21 protein-coding genes are annotated in these 21,460 nt (G+C 70.5%); 16 read left to right on the plus strand and 5 right to left on the minus strand.

The genetic code is table 11. From position 1 onward, the window contains the following. Positions 1-19 precede the first annotated feature (19 nt). From MWN52_RS06380 to MWN52_RS06390, 3 genes are read right to left on the minus strand one after another with little or no spacing between them, the layout of a single operon-like run. Positions 20-2,002, minus strand: a complete 1,983-nt coding sequence (locus tag MWN52_RS06380; protein ID WP_425608087.1) for a transglutaminase TgpA family protein — start codon at positions 2,000-2,002, stop codon at positions 20-22. After that, positions 1,999-2,955, minus strand: coding sequence for a DUF58 domain-containing protein (locus MWN52_RS06385; RefSeq protein ID WP_425608107.1), 957 nt, complete (start codon positions 2,953-2,955; stop codon positions 1,999-2,001). The genes MWN52_RS06380 and MWN52_RS06385 overlap by 4 nt, the downstream gene beginning before the upstream one ends. A 9-nt stretch (positions 2,956-2,964) precedes the next feature. Further along, positions 2,965-3,918, minus strand: coding sequence for an AAA family ATPase (locus tag MWN52_RS06390; RefSeq protein ID WP_130520212.1), 954 nt, complete (start codon positions 3,916-3,918; stop codon positions 2,965-2,967). A 41-nt stretch (positions 3,919-3,959) separates the two neighbouring features. Here MWN52_RS06390 and MWN52_RS06395 point away from each other — a divergent pair, with 41 nt between their 5' ends. From MWN52_RS06395 to MWN52_RS06460, 14 genes are all read left to right on the plus strand, one after another. Beyond that, complete coding sequence (locus MWN52_RS06395; protein ID WP_286577097.1) at positions 3,960-5,825, plus strand: ArnT family glycosyltransferase; 1,866 nt, start codon at positions 3,960-3,962, stop codon at positions 5,823-5,825. A 159-nt stretch (positions 5,826-5,984) separates the two neighbouring features. After that, the gene (locus MWN52_RS06400; RefSeq protein WP_130520073.1) at positions 5,985-6,491 is read left to right on the plus strand and encodes a YceD family protein; all 507 of its coding nucleotides are present in this window, start codon (positions 5,985-5,987) and stop codon (positions 6,489-6,491) included. Between the two features lie 45 nt (positions 6,492-6,536). Continuing rightward, complete coding sequence (rpmF, locus tag MWN52_RS06405) at positions 6,537-6,731, plus strand: 50S ribosomal protein L32 (RefSeq protein WP_130520075.1); 195 nt, start codon at positions 6,537-6,539, stop codon at positions 6,729-6,731. An 86-nt stretch (positions 6,732-6,817) separates the two neighbouring features. Next, complete coding sequence (locus MWN52_RS06410; protein ID WP_130520076.1) at positions 6,818-7,813, plus strand: beta-ketoacyl-ACP synthase III; 996 nt, start codon at positions 6,818-6,820, stop codon at positions 7,811-7,813. Positions 7,814-8,052: 239 nt separating this feature from the next. Continuing rightward, a complete protein-coding gene (locus tag MWN52_RS06415) occupies positions 8,053-8,844 on the plus strand; it encodes a BUD32 family EKC/KEOPS complex subunit (protein ID WP_286577098.1) in 792 nt (263 codons plus the stop codon). Between the two features lie 109 nt (positions 8,845-8,953). Beyond that, positions 8,954-9,901 carry an ACP S-malonyltransferase gene (fabD, locus tag MWN52_RS06420; protein ID WP_286577099.1) on the plus strand — a complete coding sequence of 316 codons (948 nt, stop codon included), beginning with the start codon at positions 8,954-8,956 and terminating at the stop codon, positions 9,899-9,901. Continuing rightward, positions 9,898-10,647, plus strand: coding sequence for a 3-oxoacyl-ACP reductase FabG (gene fabG, locus MWN52_RS06425; protein ID WP_286577100.1), 750 nt, complete (start codon positions 9,898-9,900; stop codon positions 10,645-10,647). The genes fabD and fabG overlap by 4 nt, the downstream gene beginning before the upstream one ends. A 116-nt stretch (positions 10,648-10,763) precedes the next feature. Continuing rightward, positions 10,764-11,003 (plus strand): acyl carrier protein, encoded by a 240-nt coding sequence (gene acpP, locus MWN52_RS06430; RefSeq protein ID WP_130520084.1) that lies wholly within the window; start codon positions 10,764-10,766, stop codon positions 11,001-11,003. Positions 11,004-11,131: 128 nt separating this feature from the next. Next, positions 11,132-12,370 carry a beta-ketoacyl-ACP synthase II gene (fabF, locus tag MWN52_RS06435; protein WP_286577101.1) on the plus strand — a complete coding sequence of 413 codons (1,239 nt, stop codon included), beginning with the start codon at positions 11,132-11,134 and terminating at the stop codon, positions 12,368-12,370. Positions 12,371-12,451: 81 nt separating this feature from the next. Next, positions 12,452-13,810 carry an aminodeoxychorismate synthase component I gene (locus MWN52_RS06440; protein WP_286577103.1) on the plus strand — a complete coding sequence of 453 codons (1,359 nt, stop codon included), beginning with the start codon at positions 12,452-12,454 and terminating at the stop codon, positions 13,808-13,810. A gap of 120 nt (positions 13,811-13,930) precedes the next feature. Continuing rightward, a complete protein-coding gene (mltG, locus tag MWN52_RS06445; protein WP_425608108.1) occupies positions 13,931-15,064 on the plus strand; it encodes an endolytic transglycosylase MltG in 1,134 nt (377 codons plus the stop codon). Next, positions 15,061-15,708: a dTMP kinase gene (gene tmk / locus MWN52_RS06450; protein ID WP_286577106.1), complete on the plus strand. Its 648-nt coding sequence runs from the start codon at positions 15,061-15,063 to the stop codon at positions 15,706-15,708. Before mltG ends, tmk begins: the two co-directional genes overlap by 4 nt. Further along, on the plus strand, positions 15,705-16,664 hold the full coding sequence (locus MWN52_RS06455) for a DNA polymerase III subunit delta' (RefSeq protein WP_286577107.1): 960 nt from the start codon (positions 15,705-15,707) through the stop codon (positions 16,662-16,664). Before tmk ends, MWN52_RS06455 begins: the two co-directional genes overlap by 4 nt. After that, positions 16,661-17,008 carry a PilZ domain-containing protein gene (locus tag MWN52_RS06460; protein ID WP_130520096.1) on the plus strand — a complete coding sequence of 116 codons (348 nt, stop codon included), beginning with the start codon at positions 16,661-16,663 and terminating at the stop codon, positions 17,006-17,008. The genes MWN52_RS06455 and MWN52_RS06460 overlap by 4 nt, the downstream gene beginning before the upstream one ends. 134 nt (positions 17,009-17,142) lie before the next feature. On the opposite strand, the gene MWN52_RS06465 is transcribed toward MWN52_RS06460, so the two are convergent. Further along, a complete protein-coding gene (locus MWN52_RS06465) occupies positions 17,143-17,316 on the minus strand; it encodes a hypothetical protein (RefSeq protein WP_165394575.1) in 174 nt (57 codons plus the stop codon). A gap of 361 nt (positions 17,317-17,677) precedes the next feature. After that, the gene (locus MWN52_RS06470) at positions 17,678-19,741 is read right to left on the minus strand and encodes a 3-hydroxyacyl-CoA dehydrogenase NAD-binding domain-containing protein (RefSeq protein ID WP_286577108.1); all 2,064 of its coding nucleotides are present in this window, start codon (positions 19,739-19,741) and stop codon (positions 17,678-17,680) included. A 233-nt stretch (positions 19,742-19,974) separates the two neighbouring features. Between MWN52_RS06470 and rpoE the strand changes: the two genes are divergently transcribed. Beyond that, a complete protein-coding gene (gene rpoE, locus MWN52_RS06475) occupies positions 19,975-20,592 on the plus strand; it encodes an RNA polymerase sigma factor RpoE (protein WP_130520214.1) in 618 nt (205 codons plus the stop codon). Further along, positions 20,589-21,416: an RseA family anti-sigma factor gene (locus MWN52_RS06480; RefSeq protein WP_286577109.1), complete on the plus strand. Its 828-nt coding sequence runs from the start codon at positions 20,589-20,591 to the stop codon at positions 21,414-21,416. Before rpoE ends, MWN52_RS06480 begins: the two co-directional genes overlap by 4 nt. The last annotated feature ends 44 nt before the right edge of the window (positions 21,417-21,460 follow it).

A 21,460-nucleotide genomic window follows, 5' to 3' on the forward strand; every position in this document is an offset into this window, starting at 1 on the left:
ATACGGGCCTCGGAATGGATCACGGACGGTGCCGGCGAAGATCGCGTATCAGCGCCCGGACGTCCGCGTGACCGGCAGCGTAGCGTGCCTGTGCGAAACGCTGGCTGAGTGAGATGAGTTCCTCGTTTTTGTGCGCTGCGGTGGCGTCGCGTCGCACGCTCGCCACACGCTGCGCCCAGCGCTGCGCCGGCTCGTCCGCGCCGGGCGCCAGATCGAAGCGGCGATAGCGCCGCCCCAGCGCATGCCACTGCCGCAGCAGCGGATCGCGCTCGCGTTCGCCGCGCGCCAGCAGCCAGGCCATGCCCAGCAGCGCGCCACCGCCGGCCAGCGCGAACAGCAGGCCCAGGCGCCCTTCGTCCAGGCGCTCGATGCCGAAGGGCTGCAGCAGCCGGCGCTGGCGCTCGACATCGAAGCCCAGCACCAGATCGTTCCAGCCGCGCCGCAGCCAGTCGCTGACCTGCGCGTAGCGGCTCAGGCCGAACAGACCCTCGCCCCCGTCGCCACCGGCCTGGGCACGGTCGTCCAGCGTGTCGTAGATGCGCTCGGGCGCCACCGCGGCGGTGGGGTCCACCCGGACCCAGCCGCGCTGCGGCAGCCAGACCTCGGCCCAGGCGTGGGCATCCTGGCGGCGCAGGATCCAGTAGCCGCCGCCGAACGGATTGCGCACCCCGCCCACGTAACCGGTGACCACCCGCGCGGGAATGCCGGCCGCACGCATCAGGATCACGAAGGACGAACTGAACTGCTCGCAGAAGCCCTGCCGGGTCTGGAACAGGAACTCGTCGGCCATGTCGCGTCCCGGCAACGGGATGTCCAGCGTGTAGCCGAAGTCCTTGCGGATCCAGGTCAGCGCGCGCTGGACGATGGCCGCATCGCCGTTGGCGCCGGCTTCGCCGCGCCACTGCCGGCCCAGCGCGACCGTGCGGGGATTGAGCCCCGGCGGCAGGCGCAGATCGCGCTGCAGCGCCTGGGGCGGCAGCTGGGCATCGAAGCGCGCCGGCGCCTGGCCCTGCATGCGCCAGCGCGTCAGCGAGGCCAGCGGGCGCTGCGCGCTCAGTTCGTAGTCGGCCGACAGCCGCGCGCCTTCGGGCGCCGCGAAGGGCAGGTCCAGCGCGACGAGCTGGCTGCGGTCTGTGGGTTCGTAGTCGAGCTGGTAGTCGTAGCGCGGGCCCTGGCGCGACACCTCGGCCGGCGCGCGCCCACCGCTCCAGCCGCGGCGCCACACGCGGCCGTCGAAGTCGTCCAGCACCGGCCCGCGCCAGTACATCTGCGAAGGCGGCGGCGTGGCGCCGAAGAAGGTCACGCGCGCGGCGGGCGTGTCGTCGGCCAGCAGGTCGATCCACTCGCCCGGCCGCATGTCGTCGGACAGGCCTGGCCGGCCGACCGCGCGGTCGGGCAGGCCCCACAGCGGGCTGCCCAGGCGCGGGAACAGCCAGAACGTCAGCAGGACCAGCGGCAGACCCATCAGCACCAGCCGGCCGAGCTGCCAGGGGCTGATGCGCGCCGCGCTGGCGCCGCTGGCGTCGAGCAGACCGGACTCCAGCGCGGCCAGGCGCAGCATGGCCACCAGCGCGCACAGCACCGAGACCAGCCCCAGCGCCATCGTCAGCGGACCCTGATCGAGCAGGAACGCGGCGAACGGGGCGAACAGCGCAAAGCCCACCAGGCTGCGGCCATCGCGCAGCGTCGTGGTCTCGGTGGGCTTGATCGCCAGCATCGCCGCCAGCAGCGCGCAGCCGGTATCGCGGCCGACGCGCGGCCCGGCCGACCACAGCACCGCGGCCAGCGCCGCCAGCGCCAGCAGCACGCGCAGCGGCAGCGGGATGCGCCGCTTCCACGAGGCGCCCGCGCTGAGCACGCCGATCGCCCCGATCGCCAACGCCGTGCCGCCCGGCAGCTGCAGCAGCAGCGGCAGCAGGCCGAAGCCGGCCGAGGCCAGCGTCCACAGTCGGCTGCGTGCGTCCAGCGCGGGCGAAGTGGCGTGCACGCGCCGGCCGATCACGTCCTGCTCCTGGGCAGCAGCGCCAGCGCGCGCAGGCACTGGTGGCGATGGGGCGGCCCGCTGGCCGGCCCGATCGGCGGCTGGCCCGGCAGCAGCAGGCGCGTGCGCCGCGCCTGGCGTTCGGCCAGCTCGATCCAGTGCGTCAGCCGCGCGATGCGCGCCTCCTGCGGCAGGGCGGCCAGCGCGGACCAGTCCAGCACGACCTCGCGGCCGACCGGGCGTTCGTACTCGCGCACCAGCAAGGTGTCGCGGCGCGCCGAGGGTTTCCAGGCGATGGTGTGCTGCGCATCGCCGGGACGATAGGCGCGCAGGTGGTGCAGCTCCTCGCCGGCCGCATCCACGCGCGTCTGGCGCGAAGCGCCGCCAGGCTCGGGCAGGGGCGGGCCGTCGACTTCCACGGCCGGATAGACCAGCAGCGCCGTCTCGGGCCACACCCACGACCACGCGCGCGCCACGCCCAGCGGCTGGGTGGTGGATAGGCGCAGGCGCGGCAGCGTGAGCCAGCCGCGCGTGGCGGTCGGATAGTCGAGCGTGGCGATGACCTGCTGGCCCTCGTGCAGCGCCGGCACCAGCGCCTCGTCCTGGCCGGCGCGCAGGCGCAGGCCGATGCGCGGGCGCGCATCGCGCGCGGACACGGCCAGCTGCAGCTGCAGCGGCTGGCCGGCATGCACCGGCTCGGCCCCGATCGCGTCGACGCGCAGACCCGAAAGCTGCAGGTGCGCGGCCATCAGGCTGGCCATCAGCGTCGCGGCCAGCAGCAGCGCCAGCAGCAGGGCCGGGTTGTTGTTGTAGTTCAGCGCGCCCAGCAGCATCACGCCGACCAGGCCGCCGGCGAACAGGCCGAAGCCGGTCGGCAGTACATAGACGCGGCGTCGGTCGAGGCTGACCGGCAGTGACTCGGGCGCCTGCGGCCTGGCCATCAGCGCCGCCTTGCTGCGCAGGCGCGCGAGCAACGCCACGCCTCAGTCCACCGCGACGGCTTGGGCGATGGCCTGGGCCAGCTCGGTGGCCGAGACGCCTTCGGCGTCGGGCACCAGGCGATGCGCGGCCACGGCGGCGAACAAGGCCTGCACGTCCTCGGGAATCACATGGTCGCGGCCCAGCAGCAGGGCATGCGCGCGCGCGCCGCGCAGCAGCGCCAGGCCGGCGCGGGGCGAGAGGCCCACGCGCACGCCGGGCTGGCGGCGGCTGCGGTTCACCAGCGCCTGCACGTAGTCCAGCAGCGCATCGCTGGCATGCACCTGGGCGACGGCGGCGCGCAGTTCGAGCACCTGCTCCACGCCCAGCAGCGGACGCGCCTGGGCGATCAGTTCGCGCCGGTCGCTGCCGGCCAGCAGCGCGCGTTCGTCCTTGGGCTCGGGATAGCCCAGCGCCATGCGCAGCAGAAAACGGTCCAGCTGCGAATCCGGCAGCGGATAGGTGCCCGACAGATCGACCGGGTTCTGCGTGGCGATGACGAAGAAGGGCTCTTCCAGACGATGCGTGGTGCCGTCCAGCGTGACCTGGTGTTCGGCCATCGCCTCGAGCAGCGCGCTCTGCGTACGCGGCGGCGCGCGATTGATCTCGTCGGCCAGCAGCACGTGGGTGAAGACTGGGCCGGGATGGAACTGGAAGCGGCGCGCCTGCGCATCGTAGATCGACACGCCCAGGACATCGCCGGGCAACAGATCGGAGGTGAACTGCACGCGCTGGAAGTTCAATCCCAGCGTAGCCGCCAGCGCATGGGCCAGCGTGGTCTTGCCCAGGCCGGGCAGGTCCTCGATCAGCAGATGGCCATCGGCCAGCAGCGCGACGAAGGCCAGGCGCACCTGGCGCGGCTTGCCCAGCACCAGTCCATTGACCTGCGCCTGGGCCTGCTGCAGAGCCGTCGACAAGGCCTCGGGTAGCATGGGGCGTGCTGAAGACCTGAGCTGCATCATGGCTCCACGTTGTCCTTTTTCCCGAGTGTAGCGGCTATATGAATGAAGAAGCGCGCGCACAGCGCACGTTCCTGGCGCTGTGGATCGTCCTGACTGTCATCAAGGTCATGATCGCCGCGCGCCTGCCGCTGTTCGTCGACGAGGCGTTCTACTGGCAGGAAGGACGCCACCTGGCTGCGGCGTATTCGGACCTGCCTGGACTGACCGCGTGGATGACGCGTCTGGGCACGCTGATCGGTGGACAGCATGTACTGGCCATCCGCCTGCCGTTCCTGCTGCTGTCGGCGCTGCTGCCGTGGCTGCTGGTCGGCATCGGCACGCGCTGGTTCAGCGCGGTGGCCGGCTGGCGCGCGGGCAGCCTGCTGCTGCTGATGCCGCTGTCGGGAAGCCTGGGCATCCTGGCCATTCCCGATGTGCCGATGGCCTTCGCCACGGTCCTGTGCCTGGATGCAGGCGCGCGCCTGCTGCGCCAGGTCGATGCGGCCGGCGCGGCCGAGCTCGCGCTCGGCCTGGCCATCGGCGCGCTCAGCCACTATCGCTTCGTCGGCGTGATCGGCACCGGGCTGATCGCGCTGCTGCTGATTCCCGAAGGCCGGCGCGTGCTGCGCGATGTGCGCGTGTGGGTGGCGCTGGCGCTGGGGGTGGCGGCCTGGGCGCCGCTGATCGCCTGGAACATCGAGAACGCCGACGCGGGCCTGCGCTTCCAGCTGGTCGAGCGCCATCCGTGGACCTTCCAGTGGACCGGGCTGTGGTTCCTGCTGGTGCAGGCGGCGCTGGTGACGCCGCTGCTGTTCTTCGCCCTGATCACGGTGCTGACCCGCGCGCTGCGCAAGGGCGATGCGCTGCCGCCGCAGCGGCGCTACTTCTGCCTGCTGGGCGCGGTGTCGACGATCGGCTTCTTCGTGCTGGGCTTCTTCGCCGATGTCGAACGCGTCAGCTTCCACTGGCCGCTGCCGGGCTATTTGCCGCTGCTCCTGGCCGTGCCGGTGCTGTTACGCACCTGGTCGCCGTGGCTGCGGCGCGCGACCTGGACGCTGTGCGGGCTGGGCCTGGCCAGCGTGCTGGGCTATTACCTGATCGCCTCGGTGCCGCGCTGGCGCGCGGACCTGGCCGGGCAGAAGTTCTATCCCTACAACTTCGCCGGCTGGAACGTGCTGGCCGACGCGGTGCGCGAGGAGCTGGCGCGCGCGCCGGAGCCCACCGGCATGCTCGCCGACAACTTCAAGGTCGGCGCCGAGCTGGGCTTCGCGCTGGGCGACGATGCGATCCCGGTGCTCGACCATCCGCTCAACATCAAGCACGGCCGCGCGCCGCAGCTGCGCCTGTGGGGCCTGCACAGCGACGGCGCCAGCCCGACCGCGCAACTGCTGGTGGTCGGCGCCAGCGAGGTGTCCTACAAGGATCTGCTGGTGCAGTACCACTTCCTGTGCTCGCAGGTCGGGCCGCTGCCGCCGCCGCGGGTGATCAATGTCGACCACGGCCGCCAGCGCTTCCTGCTGTTCCGCCTGCCGCGCCGCGATGCGGCGGCGCTGGAGGCCGCCCGCGCGCAGCCGTGCGTGACCCCGGCGATGGCCTGGATCGATACGCCGGTGGGCGGCGCGGACGTGTCGGGCGTGTTCGACGTGGCGGGGTGGGCGTTCAAGGACGGGGTCGGGCTGGACGCGGTCGAGGTGCTGATCGATGGTCGGGTCGTGGCCCGCGCCCGCTACGGACTGCCCGCACCGGGCGTGGCCACCTACTGGAAGATCTCCAACGACCCGCAGCATCCGGACGTGGGGTTCGGCGTGCGGGTGGATGCCAGCGGTCTTGCGCCGGGCCAGCACTGGCTGGGGCTGCGCCTGCACGGGCGCGACGGCAGCATGGAGGACTGGTCCGAGCAGCCGATCCGCGTGCGGAAGCCTTGAGGCCAGCGGCGCCGGCCGAACGGTCAGGCCGCTCCGCGGCCATCTGCCAAGGCCGGGGGTGGTTGAACGGGGCAGGGCGGCGGCGATCGGCGCCCCAGGCCGGGCGCCGGTCCGGCGCATTTGACATGACCAGGCCGGCTCTTTAACATTTTGCGGCTTATGTCCGCGCACGTGCCCGAAACCCTGGATATCTGGCGCATGGTGGCCGGGCGGCGCAGTCTCGAAGGCAGGGTGCCGCTGGCGGCCTTCCGCCGGCTGGACGGGCTGCTGACCGATGCACAGGGCGAGGTGGGCTTCACGATGCAGTTCGATCGCGATGCGCTGCAGGTGCCCTATGTGGAACTGACGATCGATGCCGCGTTGCCGCTGGAATGCCAGCGCAGCCTGCAGCGGTTCCTGTTCCCGGTGTCGATGGTGCAGCGGCTCGGCCTGATCCGGGACGAGGCCGAGGAAGCGGCGTTGCCGCCGGAGATGGAAGCGCTGCTGGTGCCCGAAGACGGCATCCTGCGCACGCTGGACCTGGTGGAGGACGAGCTGGTGCTGGCGGTTCCCGCCGTGCCGATGGATCCGGAATTGCCCGCGGTGGAGCTTGACGCTGCCCCGCAGCAGGAAGAACTGGCGAAGGCCAACCCGTTCGCGGGCCTGGCCTCGCTCAAGAAGAACTGACCGCCCCGCAGGCGGTTGAATCGCAGACACGTTTGGAGCAAGACCATGGCAGTTCAGAAATCCCGCGTCACCCCGTCCCGTCGCGGCCAGCGCCGCGCCCACGACGCCCTCACCGCCAAGCAGCTGGCCACCGACCCGACCACGGGCGAGACCCACATCCGTCACCACGTGACGGCTGACGGCTACTACCGCGGCAAGAAGGTCATCGCGACCAAGTCGGCTGTCGTCGACGAAGAATGAGCCTGACGGCGCGCGTCGTTTAAGCACGCGCGCCCGATCGCCGCATCATTCAGGCCCGTCTTGCGGGTCGCGCAACGGGAATCACGATGAGCCAGCCGGTGACGAACGGTCGTATCTACTCGCGTATCGCAGGCACAGGCAGCTGTCTGCCGGACAAGGTGGTGACCAACGACGATCTGTCCAAGATCGTGGACACCAGCGACGAGTGGATCCGCACCCGCACCGGCATCCGTGAGCGACGCATCGCTGGCGAAGGCGAGACCAGCGCCTCGCTGGGGCATCTGGCCGCCCTGCGCGCGCTGGAAGCCGCCGGCGTGGCGCCGTCCGAGCTGGACATGATCGTGGTGGGCACCACCACGCCGGATCTGGTGTTTCCCTCCACCGCCTGCCTGATCCAGGCCAAGCTGGGCGCCGAAGGCTGCATGGCGCTGGACGTCAACGCGGCCTGTTCGGGCTTCGTCTTCGCCCTGTCGGTGGCCGACAAGTTCATCCGCACCGGCGATGCCCGCACGGTGCTGGTGGTCGGCGCCGAGACCCTGACCCGCATCACCGACTGGAGCGATCGCACCACCTGCGTGCTGTTCGGCGACGGTGCCGGCGCGGTGGTGCTCAAGGCCGATGCGACCACCGGCATCCTCAGCACCCACCTGCATGCCGACGGCAGCAAGAAGGAGCTGCTGTGGAATCCGGTCGGCGTGTCCTCCGGTTTCAAGCCGGAAGAGCCCAACAACGGCTCGCGCATCCTGATGAAGGGCAACGACGTGTTCAAGTACGCCGTCAAGGCGCTGGACGCGGTCGTGGACGAGGCCCTGTCGGCCAATCAGCTCGACAAGACCGACCTGGACTGGCTGGTGCCGCACCAGGCCAACCTGCGCATCATCGAAGCCACCGCCAAGCGTCTGGACATGTCGATGGAGCAGGTGGTGGTCACCGTCGACCGCACCGGCAACACGTCCTCGGCCTCGGTGCCGATCGCGCTGGACGAGGCCGTGCGCGATGGCCGCATCCAGCGCGACCAGCTGGTGCTGCTGGAAGCCTTCGGCGGCGGCTTCACCTGGGGCTCGGTGCTGCTGCGCTTCTGAGGCGTGCTTGCGGGGCCGGCGCCAGGTCGCCCGTCCGCCAGCCATCCGATTTCTTCAGCGATTCAGGGCCGGCGCAAGCCGGCCTTGACGCATGGTGCGTGTTGTCAGGCATGCCTTCGGCCCGTCTGTGCTGAACGCAACGTGGCTTGCGTCCGACCCCAGGTTGTAATTGCGTTAACGCTTCGGGTTTAACATGTTTCCGACATGTCGGGTCCAGGCCCGAGGCGCGAGAAACCCCCATGGTCGAACCCATCCTCATCGACGGCCGGCAAGCCTGGCTCAAGCACTACCGCGACGGAGGCAGCCGCCTGCTGTCGCTGGGCGCGCTGAAGTTCATCGCCGACAAGCTCGGCATCGATCCCCTGCGCCCGCCGCCGCACCACGTCGGCGCCGGCGCGCTGGATACCGAGGCCCGCCGCCTGAGCGAGCTGGCCGCGCAACGCGTGCACGTGCCCGAAGTGATCGGCCGCGGCCGCGCCTCGCTGGTGCTCAGCGACAACGGCAAGTCGCTGGCCAGCTGGCTGCGCAATGCGCGCGACGATGCGCAGTGCGATCAGCTGGTGCGCCTGGCCCTGGAGGCGATGGCCAAGGCGCATGCGCAGGGCGCGTATCTCGGTCAGCCCTTGCCGCGCAACATGACCTACGACGGCCAGCGCATCGGCTTCATCGACTTCGAGGAAGATCCGCTGGAGGTGATGAACCTGGCCCAGGCGCAGGCGCGCGACTGGCTGATGTTCGGCTATGGCGTGGCGCGCTACTACGAGCACCGGCCCGAGGCGCTGCAGGCGCTGATGCACGAGGCGATGGCGCGCGATGCCAGCGACGTGCAGCAGCAGACCCATCAGGTCACCGGCCGTCTGCAGCGGCTGGCATCGGTGTGCAATCGCCTGGGGCGCAAGTCGCGCCGGCTGGCGCATGCGCTGCTGGTGCTGCATGCGGCCAGCACCTTCAGCGTGCTGATCATCGGTACGCTGGCCATCGACTGGTTCAGCGACGGCGACCTCGACGTGCTGCGTCTGCTGCTGGGATGAGCCGCGCACCATCGCGAGGCCGACCGCTGGCATACGCCCCAGTACAGACGGCGCGCGCCTTTCACGCTTATCATCGCCGCTCGTTTTTCCCAGCAGGGCGTTTTTGCGCGTGACTGACACCTCACTTGCCTTCGTGTTTCCCGGCCAGGGATCGCAGTCGATCGGCATGCTGGCCGAACTGGCCGAGCTGCACCCGCAGGTGCGCGACACCTTCAACGAGGCCTCCGACGGCGCCGGCACGGACCTGTGGGCGCTCTCGCAGGGCGGCCCGGAAGAACTCCTCAATCGCACCGAATACACCCAGCCGGCCCTGCTGGCCGCGGGCATCGCGGTGTGGCGCCTGTGGCGCAAGGAAGGCGGCCCGACGCCGGCCCGGCTGGCCGGCCATAGCCTGGGCGAGTACACCGCGCTGGTCGCCGCCGGTGCGCTGTCGCTCAAGGATGGCGCGCATCTGGTGCGCATCCGCGGTCAGCTGATGCAGGAGGCCGCGCCGGCCGGCGTCGGCGCGATGGCCGCCGTGCTCGGCGCCGAGGACGCGCTGGTGGCCGAGGTCTGCACGCAGGTCTCCGGCAGCAAGGTCGTGGTGCCGGCCAACTACAACTCGCCTGGCCAGATCGTGATCGGCGGCGACGCCGATGCGGTCGATACGGCCATCGCCGAACTCAACGCGCGCGGCATCCGCAAGACGGTCAAGCTGGCCGTCAGCGTGCCCTCGCACACCCCGCTGATGCGCGAGGCCGCCAACCGCCTGGCCGAGACCATCAAGGGCCTGTCCTGGCATCTGCCGGCGCTGCCGGTGGTGCAGAACGTCGATGCCCAGGTGCACGATTCGATCGAGTCGATCGGCCAGGCGCTGGTGCGCCAGCTGTATCTGCCCGTGCGCTGGACCGACTGCGTGCAGGCGCTGGCCGCCGGCGGTGCCACGCGCATCGCCGAATGCGGGCCGGGCAAGGTGCTGACCGGCCTGGTCAAGCGCATCGACAAGTCCCTCGACGGCCGCGCGCTGTCCACCCCGGCCGACTTCGCCTCGGCGCTCGAGACCTGGAAGACCGCATGAACGCTGCACTCCCCCTGGCCGGCGAGATCGCCTTGGTGACCGGCGCCAGCCGCGGCATCGGCGCGGCCATCGCCGACACGCTGGCCGCGCAGGGCGCCACCGTCATCGGCACGGCGACCACCGACGCCGGCGCGCAGGCCATCGCCCAGCGCATGGAGACCCTGGGCGGCCATGGCCGTATCCTGGACGTCACCGACGCCGAGGCGGTCGAGGCGCTGATCGATGCCACCGCCAAGGAGTTCGGCCCCGTCTCGATCCTGGTCAACAACGCCGGCATCACCCGCGACAACCTGCTGATGCGGATGAAGGACGAGGACTGGAACGCCATCCTGGACACCAACCTGTCCAGCGTGTTCCGTACCTCCAAGGCGGTGATGCGCGGCATGATGAAGGCGCGCCGCGGCCGCATCATCAACATCGCCTCGGTGGTCGGCGTGACCGGCAACCCGGGCCAGACCAACTACGCCGCGGCCAAGGCCGGCATCATCGCCTTCTCCAAGTCGCTGGCCAAGGAGATCGGTTCGCGCGGGGTCACCGTCAACGTGGTGGCGCCCGGGTTCATCGATACCGACATGACCAAGGCCCTGCCCGAGGACGCGCGCGCGGCCCTGCTGGGCCAGATCGCGCTGGGCCAGCTGGGCGAGCCGGCCGACATCGCCAACGCCGTGGCCTTCCTGGCCGGGCCGGGCGCCAAGTACATCACCGGCGAGACCCTGCACGTCAACGGCGGCATGTACATGCCGTAAGGCAAAAATCCGCCCTAAGTGGCTGATTCACGGGGCGATACGCGCACGCGCGCGTAACGTCCTGTTTCCACTACACTATCCCGTGTTTACTACCCACCTCCGTCTGGAGCGAATCCATGAGCAGCATTGAAGAACGCGTCAAGAAGATTGTTGTCGAACAGCTTGGCGTCAAAGAAGAAGAAGTCACCACCAACGCATCGTTCGTGGACGATCTGGGCGCCGACTCGCTGGACACCGTCGAGCTGGTCATGGCGCTGGAAGAAGAGTTCGAGTGCGAAATTCCGGACGAAGAGGCCGAGAAGATCACCTCCGTCCAGCAGGCCATCGACTACGTCAAGGCCCACGTCAAGGCCTGATCGGCGCTGACGCCATGCATCACGCCGGGGCCGCGCTTGCGGCCCCGCGCGCATCTGGTCGCAGGTGCGCCGACATCCCTGTCAACGCCGGTTCTGGACCGGCCTGCAGCATTGCGGAGTAGAACGTTATGAGCCGACGTCGCGTCGTCGTTACCGGCATGGGCATGGTCTCGCCGCTGGGCAACGACCTGGTCACCAGCTGGGACGGCATCAAGAATGGTCGCTCGGGCATCGGCCCGCTGACCTCGTTCGATGCCTCGACCTTCGCCACCCGCATCTGCGGCGAGGTGCGGGATCTGGACATCAGCCAGTTCATCCATCCCAAGGAAGCCAAGAAGATGGATGCCTTCATCCATTACGGCATGGCGGCCTCGCTGATGGCGCTCGAGGACTCGGGACTGGAAGTCACCGAGGCCAACGCCGAACGCATCGGCGCCATGGTCGGTTCGGGCATCGGCGGCATCCTGGGCATCGAGCAGCAGACCGAGAAATACCTGGAGGGCGGCGCGCGCAAGGTTTCGCCGTTCTACATCCCCAGCACGATCATCAACATGCTGCCGGGCCATTTGAGCATCATGAAGGGCCTCAAAGGGCCCGGCTTCTCGGCCGTGTCGGCGTGCGCGACGGCCAACCACTCCATCGGCATGGCCATGCGCACCATCCAGTACGGCGATGCCGACGTGATGGTCTGCGGCGGCGCCGAGCGCGGCTCCTCGCCGACCTCGATGGCCGGCTTCTGCTCGATGAAGGCCATGTCCACCCGCAACGACGATCCCACCCGCGCTTCGCGGCCGTGGGACGCCGAGCGCGACGGCTTCGTCATGGGCGACGGCGCCGGCATCCTGGTGATCGAGGAATACGAACACGCCAAGGCCCGCGGCGCGCGCATCTACTGCGAGCTGGCCGGCTTCGGCGCCAGCCAGGACGCCTGGCACATGACCGCGCCCAGCGAGAATGGCGACGGCCCGGCGCGCTGCATGACCATGGCGATGAAGGATGCCGGGGTGAACCCGGAAGACGTGGCCTACCTCAACGCGCACGGCACCTCCACGCCGCTGGGCGACCTGGCCGAGACCCTGGCGATGAAGCGCGCCATGGGCGATCACGCCTACAAGATGATGGTCAGCTCGACCAAGTCGATGACCGGTCACCTGCTCGGCGCCGCCGGCGGCGTGGAGGCCATCTTCTCGGTGATGGCGCTGCACGAGGGCGTGATCCCGCCGACCATCAACCTGGACAACCCGGGCGAGGGCTGCGATCTGGACTACGTGCCCAACGTGGCGCGCGAGAAGAAGATCGACGTGGCCATGTCCAACGGCTTCGGCTTCGGCGGGACCAACGGCACGCTGGTGTTCAAGCGCCTCTGAGCGTGCCGCGCCATGCAACACCCGCATCGGGAGCGGCCTTGAGGCCGCTCCCGATGTGCATTGCGGGATGACGATGCTTCCATGCTGATCCACGACCTGCCCGGCGATACCGACCTGCTGGCCCTGCAGCGCAGCGCGCCGGCGCGCTATCCGCTGCTGATGGAGTCGGTCGCGTCCGGCACGGTGCATGGACGCTGGGACCTGCTGCTGGCGAGCACGGGAGAAGGCCTGCGCCTGGACGGCGATGGCGTGACCCGCACGCTGGATGGCGCGCCGCTGGACGGCGAGTTTCTCCGACTCCTCGATGCCGCGTGGCAGCCGCTGCGCACGGCGCGTGCGGCCTCGCACTGGCCATTCCACGGCGGCTGGGCGCTGATGCTGGATTACGAGCTGGCCGCGCAGGTCGAGCCGGTGCTGGCCTTGCCGCAGGGCGAGGGCGCCGGTCCGGTGGCCTTGGCGCTGCGCTGTCCCGCCGCAGTGTTGCGCGATCGCGCGAGCGGCCGCTGCGTGGCGGTGGCCGAGCCCGGGTGTGAGGCGTTGCTGGAGCTGATCGCCGCGGATCTGGCGCGGGCGGCGACGCTGCCGGCGCCGGTCTGGCACGCGCCCGAGGCGCTGCACGAGGACGCGCCCGAGCGTTTCACCGAGGGCGTGCGCCGCATCCTGGATTACCTCGCCGCCGGCGACGTGTTCCAGGTGAATCTCTCGCGCGGCTGGCAGGCGCGCTTCGCGCCGCGGCTGGAGCCGGCCGCGCTGTACACGCGGCTGCGGGCCAGCAATCCGGCGCCGTTCGCCGGGCTGTTCCAGTACGAGGGACACGCCGTGGTCAGTGCTTCGCCCGAGCGGCTGGTGTCGGTGCGCGAGGGCGTGGTGGAAACGCGCCCGATCGCCGGCACCCGCCCGCGCTTCGCCGGCGACGACGATGCCGCGCGCATCCGCGAACTGGTCGGCCACCCCAAGGAGCGCGCCGAGCACGTGATGCTGATCGACCTGGAGCGCAACGACCTGGGCCGGGTGTGCAGGCCGGGCACCGTCGAGGTCGACGAGCTGATGACGGTGGAAAGCTATGCCCACGTGCATCACATCGTCAGCAACGTGCGCGGCCGGCTGCGCGCCGGGGTTACGCCGGGGCAGGTGATCGCCGCGACCTTTCCCGGCGGCACCATCACCGGGTGCCCCAAGGTGCGCTGCATGCAGATCATCGCCGAGCTGGAGCAGACCCCGCGCGGGGCCTACACCGGCGCATTCGGCTGGCTGGGGCGCGATGGCGACATGGACCTCAACATCCTGATCCGCAGCGCGCAGCTGGACCATGACCCGCACGGCACCACGCTGCGCTTCCGCACCGGTGCGGGCATCGTGGTCGATTCGGACCCGCAGGCCGAGCTGGACGAGACCCGGGCCAAGGCGCGCGGGATGCTGCTGGCGCTGGGGCAGGCGTGAGCGAGCATGGGTGAGGAGGGAGCGAAAGCCGAATTCCGGCCCTGGCTCACCTCGCTCCCCGCTCCTCTGCGCTCACTTCTCCGGCTGGTATCCTGCCGCCCACTTCCGTCCTCCCCCCGAATCGCCGTGGCGTCAGGTTGCAAGCGCGGTTGCCGCGCCCTCGTGTTCCTCCTCGTGCTACTGGCGCTGGCCGTGGCTGCCGTCGGCGTGTGGGGCTGGCAGCACTACCAGGCCTTCCAGTCGCAGCCGCTGCTTGGGCTGAAGCCCGACCAGGTGGCGCAGGTGCGCCAGGGCGACAGCTTCCGCGGCGTGCTGGCGCATCTGCGCGCGCAGGGCATCACCACCGGTGCCGACATCGAGTGGGAGCTGCTGGCGCGTCAGCTGGATGCGGCCGGCAAGCTCAAGGTCGGTGAGTACGCGCTCGAGCCCGGCGTGACCACGCCGCGTTCGCTGCTGCAGGCCATGCGCGCCGGCCGCACGATCCAGTACCGCTTCACCATCGTCGAAGGCTGGAACATCCGCCAGCTGCGCGCCGCGCTCAACGCCGCCACGCCGCTGCGTCACCAGACCACGCAGCTGGACGATGCGGCGCTGATGGCGCAGCTCGGTCACCCCGGGCAGCATGCGGAAGGCCGGTTCCTGCCCGAGACCTATCTCTATGCGCGCGGCGATTCGGACCTGGACGTGCTCAAGCGCGCCCACGAGGCCATGGACAAGACGCTGGCGGCGCTGTGGGCTACCCGTGCGCCAGAGCTGCCGCTGGACTCGCCCGAGCAGGCGCTGACCCTGGCCTCGATCGTGGAGAAGGAGACCGGCATCGCCGAGGAGCGCGCGCAGATCGCCGGGGTGTTCGTGCGTCGCCTGCAGCTGGGCATGAAGCTGCAGACCGACCCGACCGTGATCTACGGCATCGGCAGCCGCTACGACGGCAACATCCGTCGCAGCGACCTGACCACCGATACGCCGTACAACACCTATACGCGCACCGGGCTGACGCCCACGCCGATCGCCATGCCCGGCCGCGCCGCGCTGGAGGCCGCGCTGCATCCGGCCCAGGGCGACGCGCTGTACTTCGTCGCGCTCGGCGACGGCAGCGGGCGGCATGTGTTCTCGGCCACGTTGGACCAGCACAACGCGGCCGTGCGCCAGTATCTGGACCGCCTGCGCCGCCCGCCGCTGCCGGAGGACGCCGCCACGGCGCTCGGTGACGCCCAGGCCGCGCCGGCGCAGGACGCCAAGGCCAGGCAGCCGTGAGCGCGCGTCCGCTCGAACACCGGCACTTCCTCAGCCTGGAAGGCGGCGAGGGTGCCGGCAAGACCAGCGCGCTCGGCGCGATCCGCGAGACCCTGCAGGCGGCCGGGCACGAGGTGCTGCTGACCCGCGAACCGGGCGGCACGCCGCTGGCCGAGCGCATGCGCGACATCGTGCTGCAGCCGGGCGACGAAGCCCTGGCGCCGGAGGCCGAACTGCTGCTGATGTTCGCCGCGCGCGCCCAGCACGTGCAGCGCGTGATCGCCCCGGCGCTGGCGCGTGGCGCCTGGGTGGTGAGCGACCGCTTCACCGATTCCAGCTACGCCTACCAGGTGCATGGGCGCGGCCTGGATCGCGCGCTGGTGGAAGACCTGGAGCAGCGCGTGGTGCATGTGGCGCCGGCGCTGACCCTGCTGCTGGACCTGGACGTGCGCGTGGGCCGCGCGCGCACCGCCGGCCGCGACCTGTGGCCGGACCGCATCGAGCGCGAGCAGGACGACTTCTTCGAACGGGTGCGCGAAGGCTACCGCCGGCGCGCGCAGGCCTTCCCGCAGCGTTTCCGCGTGATCGACGCGGCGCAGTCGCCGCAGGACGTGGCCGCGGCCGTGCGCCAGGCCGTGCAGGCCTGGCTGGACACGCAGGAATGAGCGCGGCCGCGTTCACGCCGTGGCAGCAGCGCGCCTACGATCAGGCGCTGGCCGCGCTGCAGGCCGGGCGCTTGGGCCATGCGCTGGTGCTGGCCGGTCCGGCGGGCGTGGGCAAGCGTGCGGTCGCCGATCGCCTGGCGCGCTACGTGCTCAGCGCGGGCGCGCCCGATGGCGACAACCGCGACACCCAGCTGATCGATGCCGGCACCCATCCGGACCTGCAGCGGGTGTCCTTCATCCCCACGCGCGATGGCACCAAGCTGCGCACCGAGATCGTGATCGACCAGATCCGCGAGCTCTCGCAGAAGCTCTCGCTGACCCCGCAGTACGGCCGCGCGCAGGTGGCGATCATCGATCCGGCCGACGCGGTCAACACCGCGGCCTGGAACGCCCTGCTCAAGACGCTGGAAGAGCCCCAGCCCGGCCGCTACCTGTGGCTGCTCAGCGCCGAGCCCATGCGCCTGCCGGCCACCATCCGCAGCCGCTGCCAGCGGCTGGAGATCCGCCTGCCGGCGCGCGAGGAGGCGCTGGCATGGCTGGCGGCGCAGGACTATCCGCACGGCGCGGCGGCCGAGGCGCTGGACGCCGCGCGCGGGCATCCCGGCCTGGCGCTGTCGTGGCTGGCCGAGGGCGGCATGGCGCTGCGCCGCGAGGTCGCCAGCGATCTGGCCAAGCTCGAACGCGGCCAGGTGTCGGCGGTCGAGACCGCCCAGCGCTGGGCCGGCGACGAGCACGCCGCGCTGCGCCTGCGCTTCGCCGCCGAGCTGGCGCTGACCCAGTCGGCCGATTCGGCCTTGACCGATCCGGCGCGATTGAACAAGCTGGCCGCGTGGTTCGACGCGGCCAACCGCACGCGCGACCTGCTGCGCACCACGGTGCGCGCCGACCTGGCGATCGTGGACCTGTTGCTTGCCTGGCGCGGCACGCGTGATGCGTCGAACGGAGGACGAGGATGAATGCAACAAAGGGCGGCATCCTGTCGCTGACGGTGAAGGACAAGGCCCAGCTGTACAGCGCCTACATTCCCTTCGTGCGCAACGGCGGCATCTTCGTGCCCACGCCCAAGCGTTACTTCCTCGGCGACGAGGTGTTCGTGCTGCTGACCCTGCCCGAGTCCAGCGAGCGCCTGCCGGTGGCCGGCAAGGTGATCTGGGTGACGCCGGTCGGCGCCCAGGGCGCCCGTACCGCCGGTATCGGCGTGCAGTTCAGCGAAGGCGGCGAGGGCGACGCGGTCCGCAACCGCATCGAGACCCTGCTGGCCGGCACCCTCAACGCCGACAAGCCGACGCACACGATGTGAGCGCGCGCCGAGGTGGGAGCGCCTGCCTCACATCGCATCGCGGCCTACTTGTAGAGCGGAGCTTGCTCCGCTGCACTTCAGCCAGATCGTCTGGAAGCCCCAGCGGAGCAAGCTCCGCTCTACGCTGTGTTGTTCTACAGCCCCTTGAACAGGTTGCCGATCAGCAGCACGACCAGCCCGGCGCAGACCAGCCAGAACGCGTACGGCACCAGCGCCGGGATGTAGTGCAGCTTGGCCGCCACGCCCAGGCCGCCGAGCAGCAGCGAGAGGAAGAACATGCCGGAGGTCGGTGGGGACAGATTGAACATGGCGATCGGCTCGCGGTCTTTCGTCAGGACTGAGGCGCCATGATGCCGCAACGCGCCGCCGGGCGGCAGCGCTGGGGTGGATGCTCGACCTTGGGGTTGCGTGCGAAGCCGCCTGGGCAGGCACGGATCCGCTTTACTGCGCGTCTTGCCGGCCGCGCTGAACTCGAGGCCACGGGCAGAACCTCTATCGTCGTTCCCGCGAAGGCGGGAACCCAGTGGCTTTCGCACCGAGCGTCAGAGCCCCTGAATGATCAGACATGCGTCTGCCAAGAGGCACTTCCCGCGTTCGCGGGAATAACGAATTTGCAGGTCGTTCCTACCCGGCACAGTGCCGGGCTAGGGCAATCACAGCCGCAGCGGCTTACGCCACCGGCTCGCGCAGCACGGGGTTGTCCCAGCCCGGGCGCGGGGCGAAGCGATCGCCGTGGCGGGCCTGCAGGGCGCGCAGGCGTTCCAGCAGGGCATCGGCGCCGGCGGCACGGATGTGCTGGATCGGACCGCCGCGGAAAGGCGCGAAGCCGGTGCCGAAGATCACGCCGGCATCCAGCAGATCGGCATCGGCCACCACGCCGTCGTGCAGGCAGGCCACCGCCTCGTTGAGCAGCGGCAGGATCAGGCGATCCTCCAGATCGGCCGGGGCCTGGTAGTCCTTGGGTACTTCGGGTTTGACCGCGCGCCCGTTCTCCCACTTGTACAGGCCCTGGCCGTCCTTCTTGCCGCGCTTGTCCGGCTCGACCGTGGCCAGCGCCGCCGGCACCTGCAGGCCGAGGAAGGGCGAAAGCTCCTTGCCCACGCCGGCGGCCACGTCCAGGCCGACGGTGTCGATCAGTTCGATCGGGCCCATCGGCATGCCGAACTTCACCGCCGCCTTGTCGATCACCGGGCCGGGGATGCCTTCGGCGTAGGCGTTGGCCGCCTCGAGCATGTACGGGAACAGCACGCGGTTGACCAGGAAGCCCGGCGTGCCGGCCACCGGCACCGGGAACTTGTCCAGCGCCTTGCAGAACGCGGCCAGGCGCTGCACGGTCTCCGGCGCGATGGTGTCGTGCTGGACGATCTCCACCAGCGGCATCATCGCCACCGGATTGAAATAGTGCAGGCCACCGAACTGCGCCGGCTTGTCGATGTGCTCGCGCAGTTCGACCAGCGGGATCGAGGAGGTGTTGGTGGTCAGCAGCGCGTCGGGCTTGAGGTTGGGTTCCAGGGTCTCGTACAGCGCGCGCTTGGCTTCCGGGTTCTCGATGATGGCTTCGATCACCAGGTCCGCGCTGGCCACACCCGCGCCGGCCAGGTCGGCCTTCAGGCGCGCGGCCACGGCCGGACGCTTGGCCGGGTCCTTGACCTTCTTCTCGAACAGCGCCTGGGCGCGGGTCATGGCCGGGTCGATGAAGCGCTGCTCGCGATCCTGCAGGGTGACCTCGAAGCCCTTGTAGGCCGACCAGGCGGCGATATCGCCGCCCATCACGCCGGCGCCCACCACATGCACATGCTTGATGCCATGCTCCTTGCCCCCCAGGCCCTTGAGGCGTTCGGTGAGAAAGAAGATGCGGATCAGGTTGCGCGCGGTCGGCGTGCCGGCCAGCTTGACCACCGCGCGGCGTTCGGCATCCAGGCGTGCGCCGATGCCCTGGCCGCCGCTGCGCTCCCACACGTTGATCAGCGCGTATGGCGCCGGATACTGGTCCTTGCGCGCCTTGCGCGCGACCTGCTTGGCCATCTGCGGCGCCAGCAGCTTGCGCGCCGGCCAGGTGTTGGTGGCCCACGCGGTGGCGCGCTGCTTCAACGGGCGCACCGTGCCCTTGAGCGCCAGCGACACGGCGGTATCGATCAGCACCGCCTTGTCCACGACCTTGTCCACCAGGCCCAGGCCGCGCGCGGCGCTGGCCGAGACGGTGCGGCCGGTGAGCATCAGGTCCATCGCCGCCGGCGCGCCGATCAGGCGCGGCAGGCGCGCACTGCCGCCCCAGCCGGGGAAGATGCCGAGCTTGGTCTCGGGCAGGCCGATGCGCGTGGACGCATCGTTGGACGCCACGCGATAGCGGCAGGCCAGCGAGATCTCGGTGCCGCCGCCCATGCAGAAGCCATGGATGGCCGCCACGGTCGGGCAGGGCAGTTCGGACAGCTTCTGGAACACCATCTGGCCACGCCGGATCGCGTCGTTGACCGTGCCGCGGCGGTCGAACTCCTGGAACTCCTTCAGATCGGCGCCGGCGATGAAGCCGCTGGCCTTGGCCGAGGCGACCACCACGCCCTTGGGCGGGTCGATGGCCAGGCGTTCGATGATGTCGCCCAGCTCGATCAGCACGTCCTGCGAGAAGGCGTTGACCGAGGCATCCTGACGGTCCAGCCACAGGACGACCACACCTTCCGGACGGCTCTCCGTGCGCCAGTGACTGAATCGAAGCCCATCGAAGCTGGCTGCCATGAGCGGGACCATCCGTTGCAGTATGGGAAGACCGTTATGATCGGGAGCTTGTCTGGGTCGCGTCAAATCCCCACGTTCGAGGCTCCACCGCCGACAGGCCTGCCACGCGCGATGCGTTATTTTTCCGCTCCGAACCCCTTGCAGCAGGACTGCCATGCCGCCGGTGAACTTTTTTGCGTCGCCGCGGTCTCAGGATCCGGCTCATGACGACGCCCACTTCCGTGCGGCCCGGCATGCGCGACGCTGATCCACCCATCGAGCTGGATCTCGAGCTGGTCAAGCGCGTCCAGCGCGGAGACAGCGCCGCCTTCGATCTGCTGGTGCGCAAGTACCAGCATCGGATCCTGGCGCTGATCGGTCGCTACGTGCACGACTGGAGCGAGTGCCAGGACGTGGCGCAGGAAACCTTCATGCGGGCCTATCGCGCGCTGGGGAATTTCCGTGGTGACGCGCAGTTCTATACGTGGCTGCACAGGATCGCCGTGAATACCGCCAAGAACCATCTGGTCGCCCACAACCGACGCCCGCCCACCGACGATGTGGACGCCGCCGACGCCGAGCAGTACGACGCCGGCGCGCGGCTGCGCGACACCGACACGCCCGAGCGCGAACTGATGCGCCAGCAGCTGGAGCAGTCGGTGATGCGCGCGGTCGATGCATTGCCCGAGGAGTTGCGCACGGCCATCACCCTGCGCGAGGTCGAGGGCCTGAGCTACGAGGAGATCGCCACGAAGATGGGCTGTCCGATCGGCACGGTGCGCTCGCGCATCTTCCGCGCCCGCGACGCCATCGATGCCGAGCTGCGGCCGCTGCTGGACACCGGCAGCGCCACCCGGGAGCAGAAACGATGATCGACGACAAGTTCCAGCAGCATTACCGCCAGCAGATGTCCGCGCTGATGGACGGCGCGCTGGCCCCCGACCAGGCGCGCTTCCTGATGAAGCGCATGGCCGACGACGAGTCCCTGGCCGCGACCTGGGAGCGCTGGCAGCTGTGCGGCGACGTGCTGCGCGGCCAGGCCCAGGCGCCGGCGCCGCACGGCTTCGCCGAGCGGGTGGCCGCCGCCATCGCGGCCCAGCCGGTGCAGCCGGCCGCGAACCAGGCCCCGGCCCGCGGCGGGCGCGTGCTGCGCTGGGGCGGCGGTGCGGTCGCCGCCGCCGTGGCGCTGGTGGCGGTCTTCATGGCCGGGCAGCAGAGCGGCCGGCCTTCGGCCTCGCCTGAAACGCCGGCGCTGGCCAGCGCGAGCGCGCCAGGGCCTTCGCCCGCCATGCCGGCCCCCGCCGACGCCTCGACCGCGGCCGGATCGGCGCTGCTCGCCTCGGGCATGGCCGTGGCCAGCCTGCCGCGCCGGGCCGAGGACAGCCGCCGGGGCAGCGCCACGCGCAACCAGCAGGCCGCCCGGGCGACCGCGGCGATCACCCAACAGGCCCTGGCCGCGGTGAACGCGCCGGCACCGCCCATTGCGGCCGGCTCGCAGGATCCGTTCGCCGGCACCCGCCTGGGCCAGCCGGCGGCGCGGCCGTGGCCGCGCTCCAGCCTGTCCCAGCTGCGCGGCAACGGCGCCTACGCCACCGGTTACGCGCCCGGCGAGCAGAGCTCGTACTACCCGTTCCAGCCGCGCCTGCCGGTGGCAGAGCCGGCGTCCCCGGCGCAGACAACCCCGGCGCAGCCGTAAGTCCGGCGGCGGCCCGCGCTGGGCTGCCGCCTCATCCCCACTTC

The sequence above is a fragment of the Pseudoxanthomonas winnipegensis genome, from assembly GCF_030322905.1.
GTDB lineage: Bacteria > Pseudomonadota > Gammaproteobacteria > Xanthomonadales > Xanthomonadaceae > Pseudoxanthomonas_A > Pseudoxanthomonas_A winnipegensis.